The sequence below is a fragment of the uncultured Abiotrophia sp. genome (assembly GCF_963520105.1).
In the GTDB taxonomy this organism is placed as follows: domain Bacteria; phylum Bacillota; class Bacilli; order Lactobacillales; family Aerococcaceae; genus Abiotrophia.
In genome coordinates this window covers 133,132-157,695 of the sequence record NZ_CAUQPN010000003.1, presented here as the reverse complement: position 1 = coordinate 157,695, position 24,564 = coordinate 133,132, and the positions used below count along the sequence as shown (strand labels likewise).

Annotated in this window: 18 protein-coding genes and 1 pseudogene; 6 read left to right on the top strand and 13 right to left on the bottom strand. The window is 48.3% G+C overall.

Annotated features, from left to right (window positions below; all coding sequences use genetic code 11):
* Window positions 1–359: 359 nt before the first annotated feature.
* Window positions 360–7,823 (top strand): CshA/CshB family fibrillar adhesin-related protein, encoded by a 7,464-nt coding sequence (locus RWO08_RS05010; protein ID WP_314211384.1) that lies wholly within the window; start codon window positions 360–362, stop codon window positions 7,821–7,823.
* A gap of 362 nt (window positions 7,824–8,185) precedes the next feature.
* On the top strand, window positions 8,186–9,397 hold the full coding sequence (gene trpB / locus RWO08_RS05005; RefSeq protein ID WP_314211383.1) for a tryptophan synthase subunit beta: 1,212 nt from the start codon (window positions 8,186–8,188) through the stop codon (window positions 9,395–9,397).
* A 51-nt stretch (window positions 9,398–9,448) separates the two neighbouring features.
* Here the strand turns inward: trpB and RWO08_RS05000 are convergent, their stop codons facing one another.
* The 5 genes from RWO08_RS05000 to RWO08_RS04980 form a co-directional block, all read right to left on the bottom strand.
* A complete protein-coding gene (locus RWO08_RS05000) occupies window positions 9,449–9,637 on the bottom strand; it encodes a hypothetical protein (protein ID WP_314211382.1) in 189 nt (62 codons plus the stop codon).
* Between the two features lie 12 nt (window positions 9,638–9,649).
* Entirely contained in the window at window positions 9,650–11,695 is a 2,046-nt protein-coding gene (locus RWO08_RS04995; protein WP_314211381.1) for an FtsX-like permease family protein, read from the bottom strand.
* 1 nt (window position 11,696) lies between these two features.
* On the bottom strand, window positions 11,697–12,455 hold the full coding sequence (locus RWO08_RS04990; RefSeq protein ID WP_023391891.1) for an ABC transporter ATP-binding protein: 759 nt from the start codon (window positions 12,453–12,455) through the stop codon (window positions 11,697–11,699).
* A gap of 125 nt (window positions 12,456–12,580) precedes the next feature.
* Window positions 12,581–13,573 (bottom strand): sensor histidine kinase, encoded by a 993-nt coding sequence (locus tag RWO08_RS04985; protein WP_314211380.1) that lies wholly within the window; start codon window positions 13,571–13,573, stop codon window positions 12,581–12,583.
* Entirely contained in the window at window positions 13,563–14,249 is a 687-nt protein-coding gene (locus RWO08_RS04980; RefSeq protein WP_314211379.1) for a response regulator transcription factor, read from the bottom strand. Before RWO08_RS04980 ends, RWO08_RS04985 begins: the two co-directional genes overlap by 11 nt.
* Window positions 14,250–14,487: 238 nt before the next feature.
* Between RWO08_RS04980 and RWO08_RS04975 the strand changes: the two genes are divergently transcribed.
* Window positions 14,488–14,688: a cold-shock protein gene (locus RWO08_RS04975; RefSeq protein ID WP_303825169.1), complete on the top strand. Its 201-nt coding sequence runs from the start codon at window positions 14,488–14,490 to the stop codon at window positions 14,686–14,688.
* Window positions 14,689–14,737: 49 nt separating this feature from the next.
* On the opposite strand, the gene crcB is transcribed toward RWO08_RS04975, so the two are convergent.
* Window positions 14,738–15,094, bottom strand: coding sequence for a fluoride efflux transporter CrcB (gene crcB / locus RWO08_RS04970; RefSeq protein WP_314211378.1), 357 nt, complete (start codon window positions 15,092–15,094; stop codon window positions 14,738–14,740).
* Window positions 15,095–15,186: 92 nt separating this feature from the next.
* A complete protein-coding gene (locus tag RWO08_RS04965) occupies window positions 15,187–16,116 on the bottom strand; it encodes a hypothetical protein (protein WP_314211377.1) in 930 nt (309 codons plus the stop codon).
* 195 nt (window positions 16,117–16,311) lie between these two features.
* Here RWO08_RS04965 and RWO08_RS04960 point away from each other — a divergent pair, with 195 nt between their 5' ends.
* The 3 genes and pseudogenes from RWO08_RS04960 to RWO08_RS04950 all read left to right on the top strand — a co-directional run bounded on the left by RWO08_RS04960 (window position 16,312) and on the right by RWO08_RS04950 (window position 20,322).
* On the top strand, window positions 16,312–17,505 hold the full coding sequence (locus tag RWO08_RS04960) for an acetate kinase (RefSeq protein ID WP_314211376.1): 1,194 nt from the start codon (window positions 16,312–16,314) through the stop codon (window positions 17,503–17,505).
* Window positions 17,506–17,777: 272 nt separating this feature from the next.
* Window positions 17,778–19,409 (top strand): annotated as a pseudogene (locus RWO08_RS04955) (PTS transporter subunit IIBC); the annotation flags it as partial.
* A 76-nt stretch (window positions 19,410–19,485) separates the two neighbouring features.
* Window positions 19,486–20,322, top strand: a complete 837-nt coding sequence (locus tag RWO08_RS04950) for an endonuclease/exonuclease/phosphatase family protein (protein ID WP_314211375.1) — start codon at window positions 19,486–19,488, stop codon at window positions 20,320–20,322.
* Between the two features lie 599 nt (window positions 20,323–20,921).
* On the opposite strand, the gene RWO08_RS04945 is transcribed toward RWO08_RS04950, so the two are convergent.
* The 6 genes from RWO08_RS04945 to RWO08_RS04920 form a co-directional block, all read right to left on the bottom strand.
* Window positions 20,922–21,584: a hypothetical protein gene (locus tag RWO08_RS04945; RefSeq protein ID WP_314211374.1), complete on the bottom strand. Its 663-nt coding sequence runs from the start codon at window positions 21,582–21,584 to the stop codon at window positions 20,922–20,924.
* A gap of 17 nt (window positions 21,585–21,601) precedes the next feature.
* A complete protein-coding gene (locus RWO08_RS04940) occupies window positions 21,602–22,240 on the bottom strand; it encodes a hypothetical protein (RefSeq protein ID WP_314211373.1) in 639 nt (212 codons plus the stop codon).
* Window positions 22,241–22,260: 20 nt separating this feature from the next.
* Window positions 22,261–22,863: a hypothetical protein gene (locus RWO08_RS04935; protein WP_314211372.1), complete on the bottom strand. Its 603-nt coding sequence runs from the start codon at window positions 22,861–22,863 to the stop codon at window positions 22,261–22,263.
* 14 nt (window positions 22,864–22,877) lie between these two features.
* Entirely contained in the window at window positions 22,878–23,483 is a 606-nt protein-coding gene (locus RWO08_RS04930) for a hypothetical protein (protein ID WP_311465771.1), read from the bottom strand.
* Between the two features lie 169 nt (window positions 23,484–23,652).
* Window positions 23,653–23,916, bottom strand: a complete 264-nt coding sequence (locus RWO08_RS04925; protein ID WP_298076847.1) for a hypothetical protein — start codon at window positions 23,914–23,916, stop codon at window positions 23,653–23,655.
* 9 nt (window positions 23,917–23,925) lie between these two features.
* Window positions 23,926–24,486, bottom strand: coding sequence for a hypothetical protein (locus RWO08_RS04920; protein WP_314211371.1), 561 nt, complete (start codon window positions 24,484–24,486; stop codon window positions 23,926–23,928).
* Window positions 24,487–24,564: the final 78 nt, after the last annotated feature.

Here is a 24,564-nt window from a genome sequence, read left to right as displayed (position 1 = left end):
CGAGATCCAGTCTCGGTCTTTTTTTGTGCGGTTTGAAAGTACTAGGCCTTATGTGGTCCTAAACACTAAATATAGTTAGTGAAATTCGCCTATCGTTCGCTATTAAGTAATGTTATGATTGCTTGCTTAGTCAAGAAGCACTTGCATGTGCAATAGTAAAATTTTGTTGCTGAAATACTGAAAAATACCGTGCATTTTACTAGTAGATGTATTATAATTAGCTACGGAATTAAATAGGTGGCGATTCACAATGAAGCTTTATCCTGACGAAGTGCTGGTGTTTTCTTTTTCATGGGGGAGGATGGGCCTCAAAGTGATCATCTATTTGGTAGAATTAAGTTTAAGGGGGACAAGAGTCAATGTTCAGTAAGAATAATCGACTGATGAATGACCAACGTAAGGGCGAAAAAATCACGCGCTATTCCATTAAGAAGTATAGCTTTGGTGCTGCATCGGTTGCGGTTGCTTTCGGGATTTATTTTGCCAATGGGCCGGTGGTGTCGGCTCAAGAGCTAAGCAACAGCAGTAACTTGGTAAGTACTAGTCAAGTGCCAGTAGCGCCGGAGAGCCAATCACCTGATCAGGAGCAGTCGCAAGCAGCTAGCCAAGCTGCAGAGTCAAGCGCTAAGGAGCTAGAGGCTTCAAGTCAAGCATCAGAATCATCTAGCCAAGCAGACCAGCAAAGTCAGGCCAGCGAGACGAGTCAAGAAGCGGCACAGGAGGTTTCAGACTCAGCACAGCCTGAAGTAAAAGCAGAAGTCGTACCTCAAGCGGACAAGCCAGTGGTGAAAACACCAGGCTATCCAGTTAAGCCAGTAGCCAAACCTACTAGCTCAGCTATGCCACGGCCAAGTAGCCAAGGCCAAACCATCCCTAAGGGGACAGGTTTCCGCGATAGTGGGGCGACTGGGATTCCTATCGGGACAGGTCCTGCCGGAGCAGACGATGCAACTGCTACGCCTCGGGTTGATAAACCAAGCTGGGATGAATCAGTTAAGAAAGACAGTGTTCAGTTAGCTAAGCAAATTAGTTGGCTTGATTTTTCAGATAGCGCAAGTTGGAAAAACTTGGATCCACGTGGCGGTCTTCAAGTAGGGACTACCTTCACCAAGGAAATTTCACCTGGCTATGTAGTGACCTTAACGGTCAAAGAGCTCAAGCCTTTTAACTCAACTGAAATCTATAGAAAACGGGTCGCAGGTACTGCAACAGAGGGGACCTATAACCCCAACGCTGAGAATGGTTTCTTACAATCTGCGCGAGATTATGGTAAAACACCACCTCCTTCAGTTACAGGGGCAGCCCAGAACCAATGGACGACCATACGTGACCAAGGCTTCAATACTCAGAATCGAAAGACTCAATTGGTTTATCCAAAAAACTCTACCAACTGGGGGGTAAAATTCGATATTGAGGCTACCTATCTTGGTAAGCGGGTGGCCCCTACGGTGGTTATGGCCGATGGTGAAGATGCCAACCCAGGTGAATTCGCAATCTTTACTACTAATGGTTCGGGTTGGGAATACATGGGTGAATGGAAGAAGAGCAGTCCGGCCAAAGAAGCTTATACGGTTATCACCAAAAAAATGTTGGATGATGAGGACGTTAGGTTAAGGGGTCTTTTAATCTTAAAAGATAAGAGCGTAGACTGGTATAAATATCTCAGTCCAGATACTGTGACAGGAGGTCTGGGTACTCAGGTCTTCGGACCAAACCGTTCTAACGAACGGACGGTTCCTGTCGTGATGACGCGTGGGGCCTCTGAAGTAGGATTTTATGTTGCATCATCTGGGCAACAAGCCATGATGATGGGCTTCCTCGTGGTAGATGGGAGTGATGCGCCTGAGAGTTATGGCGAAGCCTTCCATACCATTTCAGGACGTGACTCAGTGACCAACGCCCCTATTAATCAACCTTATTTAGGGACAACACCAGCTGATATTGATGTTGAGTCAGCTAATGACTGGCTTCTGGATGATAAAAAGGAACACAATGACGAAGGCGCGAGTCAATTACTTGCGGATGATCAATTAAGCAAGTCTAACGATCTCTTAGACTTGGATAAGGCCAAAAATGGGACCTATACAATTAAAATTAAGGCTAATCCAAATGGTAATGCTAAATCCTATGTCAAGGCATGGATTGACTTCAATAAAAATGGAGTTTTCGATGAGGATGAAGCAAGTAACTTACAAGAGGTTACGACTGCTGGAGACTATACCTTGACCTTTAAGGCCAATCCAGCCATTAATGGAGGTCAAGTTGATGAATTGGGCATGCGCTTCCGTATTGCCACTAACGCGGGAGATATTGAGAAGCCAACAGGTATTGCCTTTAGTGGTGAAGTAGAAGATATGCTCTTGCACCGCATCTTCCCACCAAAAGGCGAGAAGCAAACAACGGATGGCTTCACGGGTGAAACTCAGAATGCGACCCTACACTTTACTACAAGTGGGGGGAGCAGAGATGATAATAATGCCACGACTACCATGAGTAGCCAAGCGCCTCAAGTCTTAGACAATCAGGGCAATGTTTTGCAGTCAGCGGATGGCACGACTTATATTCGTCCAGAAGGGACCTATGTGGTGACCAGCAATGGCAATGACGTGCAAGTAGCCTTCACGCCAAATGCGGCCTTTTCTGGAACTGCTGAGGGAATCAACATTCGTTGGACTGACAGCAACGGCACCTCGACTGGTTGGAATTCTACTGATGCGTCTGACCCTAATAAGAATGACCAATTATCCACTATGGACGGTCGTTATGTGCCAACCGTTCGGAAGATTCCTAACTATGAAACGACTGGCATTCAAGGGCTAGATCAAAACAAAATGCTAGTCTTTAACGATGATGATACCAGTGCGACTCCTGTCACACCAGACGCGTCCCGTCCTGCTAGCTTTGTGAATGCCAGTGGTCAGCCAGTAGTTGGTAACACAGTGCCTGCCATGGCCAATGGCCAGCAAGTCGGGACCTATGAATTGGATCCAAACACCGGCCAAGTGACTTTCAAGCCTAACAAAAACTTTTATGGCACGCCAGACCCAGTGGTGGTTCAAGTCAATGATACAGATGGTAAACCACACCGGGCGCGTTACCAACCTAAGGTAACCCAGGTGACGCCAACCAGCACCAATGCGGAGTCAACCGGCCTTCAAGGTCAGCCACAAAGTGGTAAGCCAAGCTTCAACCCAGGTGACCAAGCCGTGCCGATTGATATGGCTAAACCAATGACCTTTGAAAATGGGACTGACACCTTGGTAGTAGCAGATCAAGGGACTTATACCATTAATGCAGATGGTTCCATCACCTTTAAGCCAGAGAAACAATTCACTGGTAAGGCGACTCCAGTGACGGTTAAACGTGTAGATGCTAATGGTACCGAAGTGACCGCTACTTATACACCTAACGTGACCAAGGTCACACCAAGTAGCACACCAGCCACTTCATCAGGTCCTCAAGGTGTGCCACAAACAGGGACGCCAGTCTTCAAGGAAGGCGATCCAGCGGTCCCAATCGACTACAGCAAGCAAATGACCTTTGACGATGGTCAACCTAAGAAGACGGTTGCCGGAGTTGGGGAATATACCATCAATTCAGATGGCTCCATTACCTTTACACCAGATAAGAAATATGTGGGGACTCCTGCACCAGTGACGGTCAAACGAGTTGACGAGAATGGTACCGAAGTGACGGCGACCTATACGCCAACTGTGACGGAAGTGACGCCAAAAAGTACCAATGCAGTCTCAAGCGGCCTGCAAGGTCAACCACAAAGTGGCAAGCCAACCTTCACTCCAGGTGACAAGGCTGTACCGATTGATATGACCAAAGACATGACCTTTGATGATGGTCAAAAAACTAAGAAAGTGGATAAGGTCGGGACTTATGTCATTGAGTCGGACGGCACGATTACTTTCACGCCAGACAAGCAATATGTGGGGACACCAGCTCCAGTTACTGTCAAACGTGTCGATACCAACGGTACCGAAGTGACGGCCACTTACACCCCAACAGTTACGCGAGTAACCCCAACCAGCACCAATGCTGAGTCAACTGGCCTGCAAGGTCAACCACAAAGTGGCAAGCCGACTTTCACCCCAGGTGATCAGGCTGTGCCGATTGATATGGCAAAACCAATGACCTTTGAAAATGGGACGGATACTTTAGTTGTAGCCAATGAAGGAACTTATACCATCAATTCAGATGGCACCATTACCTTCCAACCACTTAAGCAATTTACTGGAAAGGCGACTCCAGTGAAGGTTAAACGCGTCGATACCAATGGCACGGAAGTGACTGCTACTTATACACCTAACGTGACCAAGGTCACTCCAAGCAGCAGCCCGGCTACCTCAACAGGTCCTCAAGGTGTGCCACAAACAGGAACGCCAGTCTTCAAGGAAGGGGATCCTGCGGTTCCAATTGATATGGATTCGCCAATGACTTTTGAAGATGGTCAGCCTAAGAAGACAGTTCAAGGTGTAGGGGAATATTCAATCAACCCAGATGGGACCATTACCTTTACCCCAGACAAGCAGTATGTGGGAACACCAGCCCCAGTTACTGTTAAACGTGTGGATAAGAACGGTACGGAAGTGACTGCTACTTACACACCAACAGTTACGCGAGTAACGCCAACCAGCACCAACGCTGAGTCAAGTGGTGTTCAAGGTCAACCGCAAAAGGGCACCCCAACCTTTACTGAAGGGAACCCATTAGTACCACTTGATGACACGAAACCAATGACCTTCGAGGATGGCTTAAGCACTAAGAAGGTGCCAAATGTTGGGACCTATGTCATTGAGTCAGATGGCTCTATTACCTTTACGCCAGATAAGCAGTATGTTGGGACGCCAGATCCTGTAGTTGTAAAACGCGTAGACAAGAATGGGACTGAAGTAACGGCTAAGTATACGCCAACCGTGACTAAGGTAACACCAACTAGCACACCAGCGACTTCTACAGGTGTCCAAGGTCAACCACAGACAGCGACGCCAGTCTTCACTCCAGGTGACCCAGCAGTGCCAATCGATTTGGATAGCCCAATGACCTTTGAAGATGGCCAGCCAACTAAGACGGTGCCAGGTGTCGGGGTCTACACCATTAACCCAGATGGTACGATTACCTTTACCCCAGATAAGCAATACGTTGGGACCCCAGCACCAGTCACTGTTAAACGCGTGGACAAGAACGGTACTGAAGTCACCGCTAAGTACACCCCAACTGTGACCAAGGTAACGCCAACAAGTACTGATGCCACATCGAATGGTGTTCAAGGCGTTCCACAAACAGGAACCCCAGTCTTCACACCAGGTGACTCAGCCGTGCCAATCGACTTGGATAGCCCAATGACTTTCGAAGACGGTTCAAGCACGAAGAAGGTTCCAGGTGTAGGTGAGTACTCCATCAACCCAGATGGTTCCATTACTTTCACGCCAGACAAGCAATACGTAGGGACACCAGCCCCAGTCACTATCAAACGTGTAGACAAGAACGGGACACCTGTGACTGCTACTTATACTCCAACCGTGACTAAGGTAACACCAACCAGCACGCCAGCCACTTCAACAGGTGTCCAAGGTATGCCACAAACCGGCAACCCAGTCTTCACCCCAGGTGACTCAGCCGTGCCAATCGATGTGGATAGTCCAATGACTTTCCAAGACGGTTCAAGCACGAAGAAGGTTCCAGGTGTAGGTGAGTACTCCATCAACCCAGATGGCTCCATTACCTTCACCCCAGACAAGCAATATGTTGGGACCCCAGATCCGGTGACAGTTAAACGTGTCGACAAGAACGGTACGGAAGTAACGGCTACCTACACTCCAACCGTAACCAAGGTAACGCCAACCAGCACCAACGCTGAATCAAATGGTGTTCAAGGTCAACCACAAAAGGGCACGCCAACCTTTACTGAAGGGAACCCATTGGTACCAATTGATGCGGATAGCCCAATGACCTTCGAGGATGGCTCAAGCACTAAGACTGTGCCAAACGTCGGTGTCTACACTATCAACCCAGATGGTTCCATTACCTTCACCCCAGACAAGCAATATGTTGGGACTCCAGATCCGGTGACAGTTAAACGTGTCGACAAGAACGGTACACCAGTCACCGCAACTTACACCCCAACCGTGACTAAGGTAATACCAACCAGCACACCAGCGACTTCGACAGGTGTTCAAGGTCAACCACAGACAGCGACGCCAGTCTTCACTCCAGGTGACCCAGCAGTGCCAATCGATGTGGATAGTCCAATGACCTTCGAGGATGGCTCAAGCACTAAGACTGTGCCAAACGTCGGTGTCTACACCATCAACCCAGATGGTTCCATTACTTTCACGCCAGACAAGCAATACGTAGGGACACCAGCTCCTGTCACGGTCAAACGTGTAGACAAGAACGGTACACCAGTCACCGCGACTTACACTCCATCTGTGACCAAGGTAACGCCAACTAGCACGCCAGCCACTTCAACTGGAGTGCAGGGCAAGAAACAAACGGCTCGTCCAGTCTTTACGCCAGGGAATTCATCGGTGCCAATGGATGATACCGTGCCAATGACCTTCGAAGACGGCACCACCACTAAGACCGTCATCGGCGAAGGGGTCTACACCATCCAAGCAGATGGCTCCATCGAGTTTGTTCCAGAGAAGACCTTCACGGGCCAAGGTTCACCATTGACGGTTAAACGCGTCGATAAGAACGGTACCCCAGTGACGGCTACTTACCAAGCGACCATTATCCCAGTTAAACCAGCTGCTAACAACGACTACTCTTCAGGCGTGGTTAACCAAGCCCAAACGGGTCAAGTTAAGTTTGTACCAGGTTCTGCCAATATTGACGACACTGAACAAAGCGTTGACTTAGTTCCAGGCAGCCTCAAGTTTGTGGTCAATGGCCAAGCTGTGGCTGACACCACTATTCCAGCCCTAGACCAAGATGGCAAGCAAGTCGGGACCTACAGCTTAGCCCAAGACGGAACCGTGACCTTCACACCAAATCCAGGTTATGTCGGTCAACCAGTCCCAGCTCGTGTTCAAGCCACTGACGTAAACGGGACAACTGCTGAAGCGACTTACTCACCAGTTGTCAACGCTAGCGTGACTAGCGAGGGCATGAAGGGTCAAAGTCAAAGCAAGTTACCAGACTTCAAGGGCCAAGTGGATACCAAAGTTCCAGCTTACCTTGAAGGTGGGGTCACCAGCGTGACCGTTCCAGGACAAGGGACTTACACCGTCAACCCTGAGACAGGGCAAGTGACCTTCACGCCAGAAGCAGACTTTGTTGGACAAGCGACACCAATTACCGTTATCCGTCGTGATGTCAACGGGAAAGAACTGAAGATTCAGTACATTCCAACCGTTTACGGACAAGCCAAGACACAAGATACGACTTCAACCGGCTACCCAGGTGAAAAACAAACCGGGACGCCAGTCTTTGAAGGCGATGTGGATCTAACCATCCCAGCTACCTTCGAAAATGGTCAAACTGAATTAACCGTACCAGGGGAAGGGACTTATGTTCTTAACCCAGATGGTTCTGTGACCTTCACACCAGAAGCAGGCTTCTTAGGCCAAGCAAGTGGTGTGAAAGTAGTTCGGGTTGACCGCAACGGGCGCAAGGTGACCGCACAATATGTGCCAACCGTTGTGCCAGTGCCAGTCGCTCCAAGTGAGCCAGAGGTGCAAAGACAAGGGCTCTTACCAGCAACTGGTGAAGCCCCAGACTATAGCTTCTTCTCAGGTGTGGCCTTGACTATCTTAGCAAGTGTCGGCCTAGTTGCGACGCGCAAGCGCCAAGCGACAGATGAAGACTAAAGCCTAGTCAGATAAGACCAGCCCCAGCTTTCATTCGAGAGCTGGGGCTTCTTATTTTGAAATTTAGGCTTGCATTCTGAGAAAAAAGGTGTATAATGAGAATCAAATGAGAGAGAAGGAGGGCATTCGCCATGACATTTACTGCAACTCAAAGTTGGCAAAGCTGGCATAGATAAGTTGTGTGTATGTTCTGGAACATAGATGCAACTTTTAGCGTGGTCTAAGATGCATCTATGTTGGCGAATTTGTTCCCGATCAGGAGATTAAGAGCCGCATAGTCGCTACTATGTGGCTCTTTTTGTATCTTAGCTAGCTTTGACTTTTGATTAGATAGACAAGCAAAATTAGAGGAGGAATCCCTTATGACACAAGAATTAACACAAACACCAACAGGCTTTTTCGGAGAATTTGGCGGTAGCTATGTCCCACCACTTGTACAAGAAGCCTTGGACCAATTAGCGGAAGCCTATGACCGCTACAAGGATGACCCAGAGTTTCTGGCTGAATACCACCATTATCTCAAGGACTACTCAGGTCGTGAGACCCCGCTCTACTATGCGGAGAGTTTGACCCAACATTTGGGCGGGGCTAAGATTTACCTCAAGCGTGAAGACCTCAATCACTTGGGGGCCCACAAACTCAACAACGTCATCGGGCAAATCCTATTGGCTAAGCGTATGGGCAAGAAGAAGGTCATTGCTGAAACTGGGGCTGGTCAACATGGGGTGGCGACTGCGGCGGCTGCTGCCAAGTTTGGTATGGAATGCGATGTCTACATGGGCGCTTTGGACGTAGAGCGTCAGCGTCTCAATGTCTTCCGTATGGAAATGCTGGGGGCCACCGTCCATGCCGTGCAAGAAGGGGAGCGAACCCTCAAGGAAGCCGTTGACGCCGCCTTTGGCGCATGGATTCAAGGCATTGAGGACACCTTCTATGTCCTAGGGTCGGCAGTGGGCCCTCACCCTTATCCTTCCATGGTCAAAGACTTCCAGAAGGTCATTAGCCAAGAAGCTCGTCGCCAGATTCTGGAAAAAGAAGGGCGCCTGCCTGACATGGTCATTGCCTGTGTGGGGGGCGGCTCCAATGCCATCGGGGCCTTTGCTGAATTCTTACCTGATAGCCAGGTAGCTCTAGTAGGGGTTGAAGCAGCTGGCCATGGTCTCCAGACCGACCGTCATGCGGCGACCTTGACCCTGGGGACTGTCGGGGTTGTGGATGGCATGAAGACCTATGCCCTTTTCAATGAAGATGGCTCAGTGATGCCAGTCTATTCCATCTCGCCAGGGCTGGACTATCCTGGGGTAGGGCCAGAACATGCCTATCTCAAAGATGCAGGCCGGGCTCAATATGTGCCAGCAACGGATGCCGAAGCTGTTCAGGCCCTCTTACTCTTAACCCGTCTGGAAGGCATTATTCCAGCTATTGAGAGCTCTCACGCCCTAGCGGAAGTCATTAAACGTGCCCCTCAGATGTCACCTGATCAAATCATTATCGTCAATGTCTCTGGTCGTGGGGACAAGGACGTGGCAGCCATTGCCGACTACCTGCAAGCTCATCCAGAACTCAAATTATAAGCCAAAAGAGACAGACCTTCTAAGGGGTCTGTCTCTTTTGCTCTAGTGCTATTAAGTCAAGAGGAGATGGGCTAGGCCAAGCGCTAAGATTCCAGCTGTTATCAGGGCCAATTTGCCTCCTAAGTGGGCCAGCCAGATGTGAAGGCTGAGCTTGACAAAGACTAGCAAGCCCAGGACTAGCGATAGAAGGCAGAGGGCCAGAAGCTTGATAGCGCGTGGAATTTGAAGTAAGCGGCTCATGGCAAGGACCTCCTAACTTTTGCTGGAGACAATCTTCTCGTAGCTACGTGAAGTAATCAAGAAGACTAGGAAGTAGAAGAGGGTGATGGCCAGGGCGGTGCCGATGGTTGGCAGCAAGATATCTTCCAGGCGCATAGCGGAAATCAAGCGCAGGATTAGACTCATCATGTGATAGGCTCCCGCCAGGTGGCAGAGGGCCAAGATAATTGGGGCGAAGAAGACCACAGTGATTTGCTTGCGGATGGTCTTGTGGATGGCTTGCTTGGTCAGGCCGACCTTTTGAAGGATTTCAAAGCGATCCGCGTCTTCCAGGCCTTCAGAAATTTGCTTGTAGTAGATGGTCAAGGCTAGGCCCAGTAGGAAGATAGCTGCTAGGAAGATACCGATGAAGAAGATAGAACCAATCATCTGCATGTAGGAGTCGCGGATTTCCGCCTTAACCAGGAAGGAGGCATTAACGGGAATGCCTTCATCAACATGCACTGTCTTGAGCACTTCTTCAAGATGCTCGGCAGAAGCTAGTTGTTGGTCGTGACTGGCCTGGCTATTGGCATAAACCGTGTAACGACTAATGAAGTTGGTGCCTGCCAGCTTGTCTTGGATGACGGACAGGTCGGAGACGACTAAGAGGGTCCGGTGATCCACAAAGTTCATTGTGAAGTCTGGTGCCTTAGTCTCCAAGAGGTTAGAGGTCAGGTGTTCTTGAATCTGGAAGTTTTGGCCTGCCACTTGGATCTCTTGATTCTTGCGGTCGGCCGCGCTAGCTTGATTGTCAAACCAGAGGACTTGGTTGGCTGCCAATTGATAGTTTTGACCACTTAAGTGATTATAGTCGGCTAGGCTGATAATATTGAGGGTGGCACTTTCCTTATCTGGATTATCATGTTTGACCATGCCTGTCTCGCTGTCGACATGAACTTCTTGGCCGGTAAAATCATGGCCATGGAATTTACCAATGACCTGGATGTAGTGGGTATGATCCATATCTACTAGGTCTAGTTGATATTTCTGACCAAATTGACTTAATTGCTCTTCTAGCGTCTTGCTAGCATCCACATTAGGCACTTGATAGGAGTAGTTGAGGCTGAGACTATAGTCAGTAGGATAGAAACGGTTAATGGCTGATTCAGTCCCTAGGAAGAGGGAAATCCCCGCAGATAAGGTCACCAGTGCCATGGTGGAAAGTAGGCAGATAGTAGCCAGTCCAACCCCATTTTTACGCATACGGAAGATGAGGTTAGAGGTGGAAATAAAGTTATCAGGCTTATAGTAGTAGGACTTGCGGCCTTTGAGGAACTTGAGCAGGGTAATGGAGCCTGCCTGGAAGAGCAGGTAGGTCCCAGCTGTTACTAAGAGGACCGCCAGGAAGAAGACCATGATGGCAGCCAGGGCATTTTCAATGCTTAAGGCCAAGTAGTAGCCATAGCCCATGAGGCCTAAGCCAATTAAGGCGATGAGCCAGGTAAAGCGGCCCTTCTTCTCCCCGCGTCGACTTTCACGAACTAACTGCAGGGGCTTGAGGCGGAAAATCCGCCAGCTATTAATGACAATGAGGCTTAAGTAGAGGAGGAAGATTAAAGTCAGGCAGGTCCACAAGTATTGGGGCTGGAACTTGGTATCCAATTCTAGGCTCAAATCCATAATCCGCTGATAGAGGGCTAGAATCAGGCGGTTGACCAGGACGCCACTGGCAATCCCAACTAGGGCCGACAGGCCACTGAAGACGGTGATTTCAATCCACATGAGGGAGAGTAGGTGGCGGCGCTCAAGGCCTAGGATGCCGTAGAGGCCGTATTCCTTGGTTCTTTGCTTGAAGACGAAGCCGTTAGCATACCAGATAATAGCGGCCCCGGTAATGGCTAGGATAATCATGCCCAGAGCCAGAACGGTCACGATGGAAGGACCTCCCCGCAGGCTAGACAGGCTAGGATTAAAGGCCAGGGTGATGAAGTTATAGAGGAGGGCTACCGAGGTCACGAAGGCCAGGGCGAAGGGCCCATAGAGACGGTAATTCTTGCGCAGGTTGGCCATCGCTAAGGGAAAGAGTACTTTGCTCATCTTACTCACCTCGACTTGCCATGGCGGTCAGGGTGTCACTGATTTGTTGGAAGAAGGCGGTGTCGGTCTTATCGCCACGGAAGAGTTGGTGATAGAGAATACCGTCGCGAATGAAGAGGACCCGCTTGGCCTTGCTGGCAGCCGTCGTTGAGTGGGTGACCATGAGGATGGTTTGGCCTTGGCGGTTAATGGCTTCGAACTGGTCCAGAATCATGGCTGAGGACTTGGAGTCTAGGGCCCCTGTCGGTTCGTCGGCTAATAAGAGAGAAGGTTGGGTAATAATTGCCCGGCCAATGGCTACCCGTTGTTGTTGCCCGCCTGATAATTCATAGGGGAACTTGTCTAAGAGGTCGCCAATGCCTAGTAGGTTAGCGACCGGCTTAACCCGGCTATCCATTTGCTTGGCAGGTTGGTTGGAGAGGACCAGGGGCAGGATCATGTTGTCCTTAACGGATAGGGTGTCTAAGAGGTTGAAGTCTTGGAAGACGAAGCCCAGCTCATTACGGCGGAAGGCCGCCACATCGGCTTGCTTAATGGTAGTGGTGTCTTGACCGTTGAGATAGACCAGGCCCTTAGTTGGCTGATCTAAAAGGGCCAAGATATTGAGTAGGGTGGTCTTACCAGAACCTGATTCCCCCATAATGGCCACATATTCACCTGCTTCGATCGAAAAGTGAATATCCTTAAGAGCTTGGACGGCTTGGCCTCCAAATCGTGTATGATATGTTTTTTGTACGTGTTGAACATCTAGTAAAGTCATGTCAGTCACTCCTTCTTGAGTTATTTGATAGTTTCATTATATAAAACCGGAAATTGCCTTACCTTAGCTTTGGCTTGCAATTTCCGGTTTAATCTTACATTATTGTCACTTTGGCAGTGACTGACTTAATCTTGGGCTAATTGGGCTTGATTCAAGTCCAATTGAACTTGCGTTCCTTGGCCCACTTGGGACTGAAGGTTTAGACCAATGCCTAGATTGGCGGCGATGGCCTTGCAGAGGTAGAGGCCCAAGCCAGAGGATTGTTGGGAAACTCGGCCGTTAAAGCCGGTAAAACCACGCTCAAAGACCCGAGGAATGTCTTGGGCTTGGATACCAATACCAGTGTCGGCAATAGTCAAGATCCCCTCTTGGATACTAATCTTAATAGTCCCTTGCGGGGTGTATTTGATAGCATTAGACAGGAGTTGCTCCAGAATCAGCTCCAGCCACTTGCGGTCGGTCACATAGACATAGTCCAGACCTTGCAATTCCAGGGTAAGGGGCTTATGGATAAAGAAGCTCGCGTATTTTTTGACCACTTGATTGACTAGGTCCTGAATCTTGACCGATTCTATCTGCAAATCTTGGTGGAAGGTATCCATACGCAGATAGTGTAAGACAAGGTCGACATATTGGCTAATCTTGAAGAGTTCCTGTTGCAAAAGGGGCCGGAGGGGACCCGTTGGATCCAGCTGCTCGACTAGGAGTTGGGCGGCCGACAGGGGTGTTTTGACCTGGTGGGCCCAGAGGGTATAGTAATCCAGTTGTTCATGGTAGTTGGCTTGATAGGCTTGCTGGGCTTGGAGCAGTTGGTGGTGAGCCTCTTGCAGGCCCTGCCAGATAGTCTGCTCAGCCAAAGTAGAGTTGGAGTCCTTAAGATGGTGCTGGTGATTGGTCAGCTGTAGTTCAACCCGTTGAGTGTGGCGCCATTCCTTCCAGGCATCTAGGCATGCCAGGGTCACTTGTAAGACCAGGCTTAGGGTCAAGATATAGAGGGCAAGGTCCTGGTATAGCGGAAAGGCAAAGGCCGAAATCAGCAGTAGACCGTCTTGCAAGAGGCTGCTGACTAGTAGCCAGCGGCGGTTGCGTAGCCAGGATAAGAAAAAGTTAGGCTTCATGAGCAGTCACCAGGCCGTAGCCAATTCCTTTCTTGGTGTGGATGAAGTCCTCTAGGCCCACGCCTTCTAATTTCTTACGGAGACGGGCCATGTTAACACTGAGGGTGTTGTCGTCGATGAAGACTTCACTGGACCAGAGTTCCTGCATGAGTTGGTCGCGACTGACATAGTGGCCAGCTGAGGCGAAGAGGACCCGCAGAATCTGGAATTCGTTCTTAGTTAAATCCACCAAGTTGCCCTGGTAGTGGAGTTGGGTGGTCTTGAGATTGAGCATGGCCCCGTGATGTTCGGAAAACTCTGTCTCGGCGGTCAGCTCATAGGCCCGACGCATGAGGCCTTGGATCTTGGCCACCAGGACCATGCTGTCAAAAGGCTTGGTAATGTAATCGTCCGCCCCCATATTGATGGACATGACGATTTCGGTGGCTTGGTCATGAGAGGACAGGAAGAGAATCGGGACATTGGAGACTTTGCGGATTTCCTGGCACCAGTAGTAGCCGTTAAAGAGCGGCAGGGTGATGTCCAGAATGACTAACTGGGGTGAGGTTTGCAGATAGAGATCTAAGACCTTATCAAATTCCTGGACGAGAATGACCTCATAGTGCCAGGTAGCCAGAATATTTTGGATGGATTGGGCGATAATGGGGTCGTCTTCGACCAGTAGAATCTTATACATGGGAGCCCTCCTTTGCTTCTATTATAGTGTAGCATAGGTCGCCATAAGCGCCAAGTCTCAAGGGGGACAAGGAGAAATTTGCCAAATCCTAAAATAAATAGGCAAAAAGACTTTACTTTTGGAACTTGTTCCATTATAGTATCAGAGTGGTAGATTAATTAAGAAAATGATTAAGATGCTTTGCTTTCTTCTTGATTATTTGAATGATGTAATCCATAAAAAAATAAGGAGGAAAGTCATGTTAAACGGTACAGTGAAATTCTTTAACGTCGATAAGGGCTTTGGCTTCATCTCAGGTCAAGACGGGGTCGATGTTTTTGTACATTTCTCGAATATCCAAGCGGAAGGTTTCAAGACCTTGAATGAAGGCCAAACGGTCTCCTACGATGTCCAAGAAACATCGCGCGGTTTGCAGGCCATTAATGTGGTTGCTATCTAATAGATATAAAAAAGGCTGGAAGCTAATGAGCTTCCAGCCTTTTGGTATTTTATAGCTTGCCTAAGTAGTAGCCCAGAGCGACACAGGCTAAGCCTAGGACTAGGCTGCTGCCCATATAGAGCAGGGCTTGGGGAAAGTTGCCCGCCTGCAGGAGTTTGAGATTCTCCAAGCTGAAGGTGGAGAAGGTGGTAAAGCCACCGCAGAGACCGGTGATAAGCAACAACTGATCGCCCGGGAACCAGGATTGACGCCCTAAGCGCGCGCTCAACCAACCAATCAAGAAACTACCCACTAAGTTGATGGCCCAAGTCTTAAGTGGGAAGCTGCCTTGATAAGGCAAGAGCCCTAGCAAATAGCGCAAGATAGCTCCTAAGGCGCCACCGACGCCGACTAATAGAAATTCCATGTCATCACCTCATGGCTAACAGTATAACAGACTGTCGGACTTGAGGAAAGTGTAAAAAAAGACTGGGAGCTAGTCCCAGTCTGCTAAAGATCTTATGGATTGACCACATATTCTGACATGACATCTTCTTCACCTTGGCCGTAGTTGCCTGCGAAGTTTGGAGTTACCAAGGAGATGGTGCCATTCTTGTTGTGGAAGAGGTAGTAGGTATAACCGAATTGACGCTCATTCCCATTGACAATGGCTTGTGGAATGAGGCGGGTGTTGACCTTGACCGTCCGGATACCAGAACCATCTGCTGAGTAGACCCGAATTTCTTTGGTTGGGCCGTCGACTACTTGGAAGCGATAGGTGTTTTGCTTACTATCGTTGAGGTAGTTGAAGGACATGGTGTAGTTGGTGAATTCTAGGCTGTAATCACTTGGTGCATTGACAGCTTGTTTGTGATAGGTCAATGGGCTTAAGTTTTTGGTGTCCACCCGATAAGGAGCCTGATCAGCAGGCACTGCCTGAACGGTATTGTAGTCAGGTTTTTTGGTGCCAGACTCCAAGTACTCAACATAAGGCGTCGCAGGATCTGGTTTTTGAAGGGTATTGGAAGCTAATTTAGGGAAAGCCAGGGAAATGGTCCCAAATTTGTTATAGAAGAGGTAGAACTGGTGACCACGAATGGCTAGGCCGTTGCTTGGGTCAGTATTAACTGTTACCCGAGTATTGACATAGATGGTCCGAATCCCTTCTTCTGGGTAAGCCGATTGCAGTTGAATGGTTTGGGTCGGAATTTGTTCGAAACTGACGGAGTATCTTGCAGAGTTAGAAATCAAGGTGCTGTTTGCAGCATCGAGTTGGAAGTTATCAGGGTTTTGTCCTAAATCTACATTTGGACGTCCATAGGTACGGTTGCCAAGATTCTCTACAGGTACTCCATAGATGTAATCATCTTGGGCGGATGCTTGGCTGAGAGGTAGGGTCAGTCCTAGCACCAAACCTAAGGCCAAAATAAGCTTAATAAATCGTCGCATTCTTATTACCTCCTTAATGCGAATTGAAAACGTATTTACCTTATGTTCCTATTATAAATTTCTAGTCAAATAGATTCAAGGGAAAAAAGTTGACTTTTTTGCGTTTTTCTAATGTCTTTTCTATGCAAAGGCTTGCCAAGGGTGCTATAATAGGAGTATCGATTATTTAAAACTCAGAATGGAGCGATTAAGACCATGTCAAAAACAATGGCGATTAACGCTGGTTCTTCAAGCTTGAAGTTCCAATTAATTGAAATGCCACAAGAAACGGTAGTTGCAAAAGGTTTGGTAGAACGGATTGGTTTGGATAACTCAATCTTCGCAATCGAATACGGCGACGACCAAAAATTTGAACTTGTAGAAGAGATTGCGACCCACGACCGGGCAGTTGAACTCTTATTCGAACACTTAACCGAATTAGGGATTGTCAAAGACTACCACGAAATCACCGGGGCTGGTCACCGTGTTGTAGCAGGGGGCGAACTCTTCAAGGAATCTGCCTTAATCAATGATGAGGTCATCCAACAAGTTGCCGACTTAGGCGAATTTGCACCGCTCCACAACCCAGCGGAAGCTGCCGTAATGCGCGCCTTCAAGGAACGTTTACCAGAAATCACTATGGCAGCTGTCTTCGATACTTCTTTCCATACAACTATGCCAGCGGTTAACTACCTCTACAGCTTACCATACGAGTACTATGAAAAATTCAAGGCTCGTAAGTATGGAGCGCACGGGACTAGCCACCACTACGTAGCACGTCGTGCAGCTGAAATGATGGGCAAAGACGTCAAAGACTTCAAGATTATTACCTGCCACTTAGGGAACGGGGCTTCTATTACTGCTGTAGACGGCGGGATCTCTGTTGATACTTCTATGGGCTTCACACCATTAGCAGGTTTAACCATGGGGACCCGTACTGGGGATATCGACGCTTCCTTAGTCGCTTTCGTGATGCAAAAACTTGGCATTAGCGATGTGGCTGAAATGGTCAACATCCTTAACAAGAAGTCAGGTCTCTTAGGGATTTCTGGCGTATCAAGCGATATGCGTGACATCTTATCAGCAGCTGGTGAAGGCAACGAACGTGCCCAATTGGCTCATGATATCTTCGTCAACCGTATCCAAAAATACATTGGTCAGTACATTGCGGTCATGAACGGGGTAGATGCCATTGTCTTCACTGCCGGGATTGGGGAGAACTCCATCCAAATCCGTGAGGAAGTCATCAAAGGCATTACCGTGTTCGGTTGTGACATTGATACTGAACGTAACAACACACGTAAAGAAGCCATCATTTCACCAGAAGGTGCTAAGGTTACCGTCCTTAACGTACCAACTAACGAAGAAATGGAAATCGCGCGCGAAGTTGAGCGCCTCAAACAAGCTTAATAAGAGCATGACAAGGACTGAGCCAGGGTGCCCAGTCCTTTTTTGCCTCCATATCAGCAGGCAATTTGTCAGTTTTTATGATACCGATATCAATCGTAAAACTTTCCCTTTATGAGCTTTACTTTTAGACTTGTAAACGCTAATATATAAGTGTAAGTACGTGTTGGAATCTTCATGTCATTATTATGAATTGTCACTTTGCCAACTTGAGATTCCGACAACATGTGCGAAGGGTAGAGAGACAATTAGCACTTATAGAAAGGAGACACAAGATGAAAAAATTCTTGAGTTTTGAGTTCTGGCAAAAGTTCGGTAAAGCCCTCATGGTCGTTATTGCCGTTATGCCAGCAGCTGGTCTGATGATCAGTATCGGGAAAACCTTAGCGATCAGCTTTGCGTCTATTCCATTTTTAGTTACTACCGGTGGTGTCTTAGAAAACATCGGTTGGGCAATCATTGTTAACTTGCACATTCTCTTCGCGCTTGCGATCGGGGGGAACTGGGCTAAGGACCGTGCGGGCGGTGCCTTCGCAGCAGGTTTGGCCTTCATCCTCATTAACCGTATTACGGGTGCAGTCTTCAACGTGAGCGACAAGATGCTCTTAGATGAAGCTTCTACCACTCATACCTTGTTTGGTACACCAATCATGGTTAAAGGTTTCTTCACCAGCGTGTTGGGTGCACCTGCACTTAACATGGGGGTATTCGTAGGGATTATCTCAGGTTTCTTAGGGGCTAACGCCTACAACAAGTACTACAACTTCCGTAAGTTGCCTGATGCCTTGGCCTTCTTCAACGGGAAACGTTTCGTACCGTTTGTAATTATCTTATGGTCAGTGATTACTTCTTTAGTAATGGCAGTTGTATGGCCATTTATCCAAATCGGGATTAACAACTTTGGTCTCTGGATTGCGACTTCGCAAGACTCTGCACCAATTGTGTCACCATTTGTCTTCGGGACCTTGGAGCGTCTGCTCTTACCATTCGGTCTCCACCACATGTTAACTATCCCAATCAACTACACCGACTTAGGTGGGGTTTACCAAATCCTGTCTGGTGACAAGATTGGTGAAATCGTTCGCGGTCAAGACCCACTCTGGTTAGCATGGGCATCTGACTTAGCTCACTTCCGCAACATTGGCGACATGTCTCAAGTCGACCACATCTTGAAAAACTGGACTCCAGCTCGTTTCAAAGTGGGTCAAATGATTGGTTCTATGGGGACCCTCATGGGCTTGGCTTTCGCTATGTACCGTAACGTAGATAAGGATAAATTGGCTGAATACCGCACCATGTTTATCTCTATCTGCTTGGCTGTCTTCTTAACAGGGGTAACCGAGCCAATCGAGTTCCTCTTCATGTTCGCGGCAATGCCATTATACTTGGTATATGCAGTGGTTCAAGGGGCTTCCTTCGCTATGGCAGATGTCTGGCCATTACGTGTTCACTCCTTCGGTTCTATTGAGCTCTTAACTCGTACACCGATGACCATTCAAGCAGGTTTGGCTATGGACTTAGTTCGCTTTGTTGTAACAACTGTAGCCTTCGCAGTGATTATGTACTTCATCGCTGACTTCATGATTAAGAAGTTTAACTTTGCAACTCCAGGCCGTAACGGGAACTACGATTCCGGTACTACCGACAGCAAAGATTCAGGTGAAGCAAAACCAGCTGACGAACAAGTAACCACCATCATCGAACTCTTAGGTGGTCGCGAAAACATCGTGGATGTTGACGCCTGCATGACCCGTCTACGTGTCTCTGTTAAGGATCAAAGCAAGGTTGGTTCTGAAGAAGCTTGGAAGAAAGCCGGTGCTATGGGCTTAGTCCTCAAAGACACTGGGGTACAAGCTATCTACGGTCCTAAAGCCGATGTCCTCAAATCAGACATCCAAGACGCTTTAAGTCATTAATTATTACAAAAAGGTTGAAAGAGTGGCTCGCACCACTCTTTGACCTTTTTTTCATAGGAGGTAAATTATGAAATTATTGGACCTCAATACCCATAGTTGGATTGAAGAGGAGCAGGAGCGCAAGCTAGGGGAGTTGATTGACTTCATCCTAGCAGGCGACTATGACCTGATTACCTTGCAAGAAGTCAACCAAACCATGACGGCGCCTCTCTGGGAGCCAGATGCTTATTTCTGTCCGGTGGCTAAGCAACGTTCCATTAAGGAAGATAACTTTGCCCGTCTCTTAGTAGAGGGCTTGCGCCAAGCTGGCAAGGCCTACTACTGGGCCTGGGCAGATGCCCACATTGGCTTTGATCGCTATGATGAGGGTGTGGCCATCTTGTCTAAGGAGCCATTACAGCCAGAAGCTTATTGGGTGTCTGCCATCCAAGACCGGACTGACTATCATACTCGCGTCCTTTTGCGAGCGCAGACTCATATTGGCGAGCGAGCTCTGCAAGTAGCCAGCGGCCATTTCTCCTGGTGGGATCCTGATAGTGACATTAGCTTTGGCTATGAATGGAAGAAGACGGAAACCATCCTACGTGGCCATGCTGAGTTGCCGTTGATTCTGATGGGCGACTTCAACAATCCGGCTGATAAACGCCAGGAAGGTTATGATCTGATTGCTGCCAGCGACCTTAAGCTCCAGGATGCTTTCCTAGTGGCTAAGGAAAAAGAGGGCGAGTTTACTGTCGAGAAAGCCATTGATGGCTGGGAAGGCAATGTGGACCAGCTACGAATTGACTTGGCCTTCTTGAGCCAAGACTTTGTGGTAGACAGCTACCGCGTCGTCTTAGACGGCCAGCGCGGTCCTGTCGTCAGCGACCACTTTGGTTTAGAGATTATCGCCCACTGGGCTTAAGAAAAAGCTAGAGGCTTAGATTCTATGAATCCGGCCTCTTTTTTGTTCTGTTACTGAGGAAAAGGCGCGAGCCAGGTCAGAAATTCGAAAGAAAGCCATGTGCTAGTGGCCCACTTTGAAGAGTGGACCACTAGCTGGGTCGGAAATCGGGAAAAGGCCCGAAAACCGGGAAAAAGCTAGGAGCCAGTGGTCCACTCCGTCGAGTGGACCACTAGCTCGGCGGGAAACTGGGAAAAGGCCCGCAAACCGGGGAAAAGTTAGGAGCCAGTGGTCCACTCCGTCGAGTGGACCACTAGCTCAGACAGAAACCGGGGAAAAGGGCGGAAAACCGGGAAAAAGCCAGGAGCCAGTGGTCCACTCTGGAGAGTGGACCACTAGCTCGGTCAGAAACCGGGGAAAAGGGCGGAAAACCGGGAAAAAGTCAGGAGCCAGTAATCCACTTTGGAGAGTGGACCACTAGCTGGGCCGGAAACCGTGAAAAAGGGCGGAAAACCGTGAAAAAGCCAGAAGCCAGTGGCCCACTAGCTCAGTCAGCAGCTGAGAAAAGCCAGAAACTTCACCCAACAAAAAAGCGGCCGGCTTTGCCGGTCGCTTTTGACTTATTTTGTAGGTGACCAGGTCTTGATGACTGGTTCCGCTTGGTTTTTGATGAAGGCGTCATCTGTGATATAAGAAACGACTGATACCACATAGTATTGATCTTTTTGGTCATTTGGTGCGAAGACATAGTAGACGATTTGGCTAGATAAGTCGGGATTATCGTTTGGCCCGTATTTTGCCTGAATTCTGATGGCTTCATCAGCAAAAGGCAACTTAGTCTTAGTGATCTCGATAAAGTAAGGGGTCAAGGTAGAGTTGATATGGAATACCTTATCCTTTGCGTGTAGTTCAAGATCAGTAGCCTTTTTCATGAATTCGGCCACTTTTTCGCGCGGATAGGCATCTAGTTTCTCAAGGGTGACCACGACATCTTCGTTATTGCGGTCGTATTGAAGCAGTCTACCCTCATTTTCCTCCTTGTATTTAGTGAACTCTTTAAAATCTTCTGGGACATTGACCCAACCTGTTAGATCGCTCCCAACACGTTGGGACTTGCCTTCATTGTAAACTTCTTTCTTAGCTTCTTCGCGTAGCTTAGAGATAGACTCAACGGAAGAAGTGTTGTCCTGCTGACTTTGTTCTTCGGCTAAGATAGCAGTTGGCGCTAAGCTAGTAGCTAAAGCCAAACTTAAGAGGACGTTTTTCAATAATTTTTTAGTCATGTGATTCATCCTTTCTACTAGTTGGCTGGCTTAGCTTGCCATTTTTCTAAGTGCTTAACTAAGTTTTTAAGGGATTCTTCATTAGAGCTGAAGAAGGTCAAGCGCACGATACGGTTGGCATCATCAGGATGGGCGAAGTCAATGATGACGGACCGGCTATCATCTGATTTGGTCACATCAATTTGATAAACATAACCCAAAGGTTTGCCTAGGTTAACAGGGACAGTCGTCACCTTTTTGCCATGGGCTTTGAAGGCGTAGACGGACATGTCATTTTGGGCCATATAGTCCAGTGGCTTGAGTTTTTTGAATGCTTCAGGCAGGTCGCCTTCCTTGACGTCTTGGATATCGATGTAGAGTTCTTCTTGATTGTCTTTGTCCAGGTAGTGAATGGTGGTATCCTTGGTATCGCCTTTTTGTTCTTGGAAATTACCAGGAAGGTTGAAGTAGCCGGCATTAGGGAGGCCTACTTGGACTAATTTAGCTTGGGATTCGTTAGATTTTTTGAAAAATGAGTCTTTGCTTGACTCCTTGGCTGATTCTTGGCTGGTGCTACTTGCAGCACTCGATTCAGTGGCTTGAGCTACTGTAGTTAAGGCTAATTGACCGGCCAAGGCTAAGCTAACCAAAGCTAATAGAGGGATAGATCGTTTCATTGGAAACTCCTTTCGTTGACTTACTTGGTATCAGACCAAGTTTTGGTGAGGGTTGGTAGTAACTTGTCGATGCTGTCCTTATTAAAGTTGTAGACGCGAATCAAAAGCAATTTGGCGCCTGTGCTAGCAGGGGCTAGATTGTAATTCATCAGGGTAGGGACTTTTTTGCCATCCATTTCAAGTAGGATGGTCGCTGTGAGCGTCATACCTGCCTTAGGATCATCGGCCTTGATTCGGTCGACAGCGACATAGCCGGCATTGCGCTTGCCCATTTCCTCACCCAGATAGCCCATGGTATAGAGGTAGACGTCTGAGTTGTCAGGGGCATCTGCCACTGGCTGATGAGGATCCAGGGAACGCAAGATGACCGTAATGCTACCGTCGGCATTGGCCCATTCCTTATATTTTTCCTCGTCCTTGGTCTGGCTAAAGTCGGCCGGAATGGTGACATAGCCCATGGTATCCGTCCCCACGCGTTGGGTTTGGTCCATGTTGAGAGTTGGAGCCGCAGGCACTTTATTATCTTGGGCGCCTACACTGTTTGGCGTCAGGCCAGCCAGGCCTATTAAGACCACAGTCAGGCTAATCAGGAGGCCACGCCAGAATTTGTTGCTAAGTTTCATGGTCAGGCTCCTTTCTATTCATACTTGGTTGGGGACCAGGTAAACATAATAGGGGCTAATTTATCTATGGCCGCCCGATCAGGTCCGGTGATGGTCAGTAGAATGACATCTTCCTTATTGTTAAGGCGGAGATAGTAGAAGGTAGATTCTGACCGGTCAGGTAGGGTAGTCGCGACATGGTAGAAGGTCAAATTATTGACGGTCGCAAATTCTCCCATATTGTTGGTGCCACCTTCTCCAATCCGCTCGCGCAAATTGAGGAAGCCAATCCAATAGACAGGTGACAGGTCTTTGAAGTCTTGGGGAATTTTGTCGTCGGTCGGCGCCTTGACATCGCGAATGCCCCAGACGATTTCTTGGCCACTGGCTTCATCGCGGAAGCGGTAGGCCTGTTCGTCCTTGCTTTGGCCTTCGACTGGTACAAAGCGTAGAGGAATTTGCAGATAGCCGGCGTCTTCATTGCCGTAGACCACTGTTTTTTCACCGAAAATGTTTTTGTCTTCGGCAGTTGGTGGGGGTGAATTGCTCTCTTGGGCATGAGCTGTCCCAGGGAGACCAGCTGTTAGGAGGCAGAGACTAAGTCCGGATAGTAGAAGTTTCCGAAGCCATTTATGACTCATAATCATCTTCCTTTCTCTAGCAAGTACCAAGCTTTCTTAAGATGGAACTTGACTATGCAACTATTATACCACTCTTTGAAAAGGTGTTCAAATTGCGTCCTATAAGGTAAGTGGCGACAAAAATAACCCACCTCAAGTCGAGCACTTTGGTGGGCTATTTTTATAGCAACTATTTCATAAAGCGAGTCAGAACCAAGCTTAAGACGGCACTGAGGATGGAGACTAGGATGAGGAGACCCAACAACCATTCAAATTGCTTGAGCACTACTAAGACAATCCCCAAGAGAGCCAGACAGGCATAGGCCACGCTGAGAATGACGATTTCCCGATGGGAACTTAATTCTAAGAGTGTGACAATGTGGTCGCGGAACCAGTAGAGATAGCCGGCAAAAATCAGCAGACAGATGGGAATAAGGCTGAATAGGGCAGACATGAGAATCACCTACTTTTTCTTTTTCTTGAGCACTTGGCTTTTGAGTCTTGGACTGACTTGCTTGCTTGAAATTGGGGGCAGGGGATTTTGGCGTAAGGCCAGGAAGATTAGAATCTGACGCAGGGCTTCATAGGCGATGGCCAGAGCTAGCAGAATTTCTAGGACCAGGGATTGGCTCACTCGTTGGCTAATTCCAATCAGAACGGCCAATAAGACAAAGATCAATAGGCTGATGTTGACCTTGAGCTTGGATAAGTCAAAACGCTTGTAGAAGGTCGGATAGACAGCTAGGTCAGCCGTCAGACTTTGCCAGTCAGCTTTTGGCGTCAACTTGGTCAGGTAGTACCAGGTCATGAGGCCATAGAGGCCGGCGCAAATGGCTAAATTCAGCCAAATGGCGCTAGCAGGCGCTAGCGAAATCATGGCAAAGACGACCAGAATCAAGAAGTTACGATGATGGCAGGCTAGATAGATGGGGCGCTTTTGCTCTGGAATTAAGGCAAAGGCCTGACGCTGGGCGTCGAATAAATAGAGGGCTTGTTGCTTGTCATTAAATAATTCATTAAACATATAGCGAGTCCTTTCCTCTCTCTCTACTTCTATTATAAGACCCTTTTCAACTTCTTACAAGAGGGCAGGGAATAGAAA

What these genes read in the sequence shown, in the direction of transcription:
- RWO08_RS04940 (WP_314211373.1), bottom strand. Translation starts at nt 22,240, where the DNA reads ATGAAACGATCTATCCCTCTATTAGCTTTGGTTAGCTTAGCCTTGGCC.
- RWO08_RS04950 (WP_314211375.1), top strand. Translation starts at nt 19,486, where the DNA reads ATGAAATTATTGGACCTCAATACCCATAGTTGGATTGAAGAGGAGCAG.
- RWO08_RS05000 (WP_314211382.1), bottom strand. Translation starts at nt 9,637, where the DNA reads ATGAGCCGCTTACTTCAAATTCCACGCGCTATCAAGCTTCTGGCCCTC.
- RWO08_RS04985 (WP_314211380.1), bottom strand. Translation starts at nt 13,573, where the DNA reads ATGAAGCCTAACTTTTTCTTATCCTGGCTACGCAACCGCCGCTGGCTA.
- crcB (WP_314211378.1), bottom strand. Translation starts at nt 15,094, where the DNA reads ATGGAATTTCTATTAGTCGGCGTCGGTGGCGCCTTAGGAGCTATCTTG.
- RWO08_RS04995 (WP_314211381.1), bottom strand. Translation starts at nt 11,695, where the DNA reads ATGAGCAAAGTACTCTTTCCCTTAGCGATGGCCAACCTGCGCAAGAAT.
- RWO08_RS04925 (WP_298076847.1), bottom strand. Translation starts at nt 23,916, where the DNA reads ATGTCTGCCCTATTCAGCCTTATTCCCATCTGTCTGCTGATTTTTGCC.
- RWO08_RS04945 (WP_314211374.1), bottom strand. Translation starts at nt 21,584, where the DNA reads ATGACTAAAAAATTATTGAAAAACGTCCTCTTAAGTTTGGCTTTAGCT.
- RWO08_RS04990 (WP_023391891.1), bottom strand. Translation starts at nt 12,455, where the DNA reads ATGACTTTACTAGATGTTCAACACGTACAAAAAACATATCATACACGA.
- RWO08_RS05010 (WP_314211384.1), top strand. Translation starts at nt 360, where the DNA reads ATGTTCAGTAAGAATAATCGACTGATGAATGACCAACGTAAGGGCGAA.
- RWO08_RS04930 (WP_311465771.1), bottom strand. Translation starts at nt 23,483, where the DNA reads ATGAGTCATAAATGGCTTCGGAAACTTCTACTATCCGGACTTAGTCTC.
- trpB (WP_314211383.1), top strand. Translation starts at nt 8,186, where the DNA reads ATGACACAAGAATTAACACAAACACCAACAGGCTTTTTCGGAGAATTT.
- RWO08_RS04975 (WP_303825169.1), top strand. Translation starts at nt 14,488, where the DNA reads ATGTTAAACGGTACAGTGAAATTCTTTAACGTCGATAAGGGCTTTGGC.
- RWO08_RS04935 (WP_314211372.1), bottom strand. Translation starts at nt 22,863, where the DNA reads ATGAAACTTAGCAACAAATTCTGGCGTGGCCTCCTGATTAGCCTGACT.
- RWO08_RS04960 (WP_314211376.1), top strand. Translation starts at nt 16,312, where the DNA reads ATGTCAAAAACAATGGCGATTAACGCTGGTTCTTCAAGCTTGAAGTTC.
- RWO08_RS04920 (WP_314211371.1), bottom strand. Translation starts at nt 24,486, where the DNA reads ATGTTTAATGAATTATTTAATGACAAGCAACAAGCCCTCTATTTATTC.
- RWO08_RS04965 (WP_314211377.1), bottom strand. Translation starts at nt 16,116, where the DNA reads ATGCGACGATTTATTAAGCTTATTTTGGCCTTAGGTTTGGTGCTAGGA.
- RWO08_RS04980 (WP_314211379.1), bottom strand. Translation starts at nt 14,249, where the DNA reads ATGTATAAGATTCTACTGGTCGAAGACGACCCCATTATCGCCCAATCC.